This window comes from Sphingomonas sp. (genome assembly GCF_964263785.1).
Taxonomy (GTDB): Bacteria; Pseudomonadota; Alphaproteobacteria; order Sphingomonadales; family Sphingomonadaceae; genus Sphingomonas.
This window is the reverse complement of sequence record NZ_CAXVWL010000082.1, coordinates 1-2730: the sequence shown is the minus strand read 5'-3', so window position 1 is coordinate 2730 and position 2730 is coordinate 1. Positions and strand designations below refer to the sequence as shown.

At 67.4% G+C, this 2730-nt stretch carries 4 protein-coding genes; 3 read left to right on the top strand and 1 reads right to left on the bottom strand.

What is annotated here, in order from left to right; genetic code table 11:
- Positions 1–12: 12 nt before the first annotated feature.
- The 3 genes from ACE5C1_RS11200 to ACE5C1_RS11190 all read left to right on the top strand — a co-directional run bounded on the left by ACE5C1_RS11200 (position 13) and on the right by ACE5C1_RS11190 (position 2346).
- Positions 13–942 carry an FAD-dependent monooxygenase gene (locus ACE5C1_RS11200; protein ID WP_374944157.1) on the top strand — a complete coding sequence of 310 codons (930 nt, stop codon included), beginning with the start codon at positions 13–15 and terminating at the stop codon, positions 940–942.
- 34 nt (positions 943–976) lie between these two features.
- Entirely contained in the window at positions 977–1435 is a 459-nt protein-coding gene (locus ACE5C1_RS11195; protein WP_374944156.1) for a DUF1772 domain-containing protein, read from the top strand.
- A gap of 137 nt (positions 1436–1572) precedes the next feature.
- Positions 1573–2346 carry an IclR family transcriptional regulator gene (locus ACE5C1_RS11190; RefSeq protein ID WP_374944155.1) on the top strand — a complete coding sequence of 258 codons (774 nt, stop codon included), beginning with the start codon at positions 1573–1575 and terminating at the stop codon, positions 2344–2346.
- Positions 2347–2349: 3 nt separating this feature from the next.
- Here the strand turns inward: ACE5C1_RS11190 and ACE5C1_RS11185 are convergent.
- The coding region (locus ACE5C1_RS11185; RefSeq protein WP_374944154.1) for a flavodoxin domain-containing protein at positions 2350–2730 on the bottom strand (381 nt) is incomplete at its 5' end.

Sequence of the window (2730 nt, the reverse complement as noted above, 5' to 3'; positions counted from 1 at the left end):
TTCCCGAACGAAATGGAGGCGGACGTCCTGCGGGCCGACAACGTCCGTCAGTTGCTCGAATCGCGCGGCGTGGCGCCGGGCAGCCGGATCGTGCGCCAGACCGTGTACACGTTCCACGCCCGGCTCGCGAGCCGCTGGTCGTTGGGTCGCGTGTTTCTTGCCGGGGACGCGGCGCACCTGACCCCACCGTTCGCGGGTCAGGGGATGAACAGCGGTATTCGCGACGCGCACAATCTTGCTTGGAAGCTCGCGGCGGTCGTGCGCGGCTGGCTCGCGCCATCGCTGCTCAACACGTACGAGCTCGAACGGCGCGGGCACGTCGCCGGGATGATCGAGCTCGCGCTCAGGATGGGCCGGATCATGGGGCCGGCGAGCCGGTGGCGGGGCTGGGCGACCCAGACCGCGTTCCGGGTAGCCGGGCTCTGGCCGCCGCTCCGCAGCTATTTCGGCGAGATGAAGTACAAGCCAAAGCCGTGCTTCCGAGATGGCTTCCTGATCCGGTCCGCGCATCCACTTGTTGGACGGTTGATCCCGCAGCCGATGGTGCGCGCGTCCGACGGGAGCGAGCGGCTGCTCGACGACGCCGTTTCGCGCGGCTTCGTGCTGCTGAGTGTCGACGTCCCCTCGGAGTCGGTGCGCGATGCGCTGGCCGCGTTCGACTTCGGCGCGGTGCCCGTCACGCCTGTGGCGCTCGCGACCGATCCGCGCGAGGCGCCAGCGGGCACCAGCCTGGTGGTGGTCGGTGAGGTCGAGCCTGCCCTGGCGGCACTCTCGGGCCTGATCGTCCTGATCCGCCCCGACCGCTATGTCGTGACCGCCTTTGCACCCGAGGAGGCGAGGGCGGTTGCGGCTTCGATTGCGAGCCTGTTTGCGCGTCCGACCGCCGATCGCGGCGACGCGACGACCCCGATCGCCGCAGCGGTTCTGGCGAGCGCCGTCTGATGATCGGTCCAGCGCCGACACGAAGGAGATCAACGTGACCCCACCACTTCCGCACGCGCTCGCCCTTGTATGCGCCGGCCTGTTCGCGGGGGGAGCGATGATGCAGAGCATCGTTGATCATCCCGCGCGCCTCGGGGCGGAAAGCGCCGCCGGCATCGACCAGATGCAGCGTTCGCTGCGCCATGCGGACCCGTACATGCCGCTGCTGGCGGTCGTCGGTGCGGGAATGGCGATCTGGTCTTATCTGGTGGGCGCGGGACTGATGGATCTGTTGGCGGCCCTCCTGCTCGTGGCGGTGGTTCCGTTCACGTGGGCGCTGATCCTCCCGGTCAACAGGCGTATCCACGCCTTCAAGCCGGGTGACGCCAATGTGACTGAAGTGGCGGGTCACCTGCGCCGTTGGGGCCGCTTCCACGCGTTTCGCAGCGTGAGTGGAACGCTCGCGCTCATGTTACTTGCCGGAAGTAGCATTTTAGAGTCCTACGTCGTCTGACGATCACGACGAAATTGTGGCTTGTCAGCGCAGGTCGTGCGCTCCAACTTGCGGCATATGACAATGCTGCCTGGTTCGCGTCGCTCAAATCGAACAAGGCGCGCCTGCGCCGGATCACGCCGTAGAGAGGCGTCGCGGTGAGCACTGCCGACAAACTGCTCGCCGTGCTGCCCCTGTTCACGATGGAGCAGCCGGAATGGACCGTGGAGGCGGCAGCCGAGGCGCTCGACGTGTCGGGGAGCACCGCCTACCGCTACTTCAACAGCCTATATCGCGCGGGGTTGCTCGATCCCACGTCGGGTGGGCGATACATCCTCGGTCCGGCGATCATCGCCTACGACAGGCAACTTCGACTGCAGGACCCGCTGCTCCAGGTCGCGCGGCCTGTGATGACGCGCCTCGTCAAGCGCAATGGCGGCGATGGCGTCGCGCTGTTGTGCCGCCGTTTCCGCCAGCAGGTCATGTGCGTTCACCAGGCTTTTGAGCACAAGCCCGCGCATGCCGTCAGTTACGAACGTGGGCGGCCGATGGGGTTGTTCCGCGGATCGGCCTCGGTGGTGATTCTGGCGAACCTGCCGGCCCGCATCCTGCGCACGGTGTGGCGCGACGAACATGCCGACATTGCCGCGACCGGGCTGGGCGACAGCTGGGACGCATTCCGGGGTTCGCTCAAGAAGATACGGACGGCGGGTGTCTGGATCACGCGCGGCGAGCTCGACAAGGGCATGATCGGCATCGCCGCGCCGATCTGGCAGCCGGACCGCCAGATCGTCGGCAGCATCGGCATCGTCGTGCCGGAAGCCTCCACCTCGCCCGAGGAGGTCGCCGGCACCTCGGCCCTGGTGCAAGCGGCGGCGCGGGAGATCGATGCCGGACTGCTGGAGGCGGTCCGGGCTGAGCCGGCCGCCTGAGGGCTACGCAGCATCGCCGTCGGCCGCGGCGGCCCACCCGTCGAGCCAGTCGACCGCTTCCTCCTCGGCGAACGTGCCGCTCTGCTTGTCGTGCTCCAGCCGGTCGACCAGCCGGGTCGCACCCAATTCCGCGAACAGTTCGTCGAACTTGACGCCGCCGCCGCAGAAGCTGGCCGAATAGGTCATGTCCCCGAGCGCCACCGTGCCATAGCGCACGCCCGTCAGGTTCGGCCGCTCAGACGAGAGCGTGTCGAAGAAGGGCTGCCCATTATCGGGGATTTCGCCCGTACCGTGGCTTGACGAGCAGATGACGAACAGTTTGCGCGTCTCGAACATCTTGAGCGCGGCCTTCTCCATCGGCACGATGAACGGCTTGACGCCCTT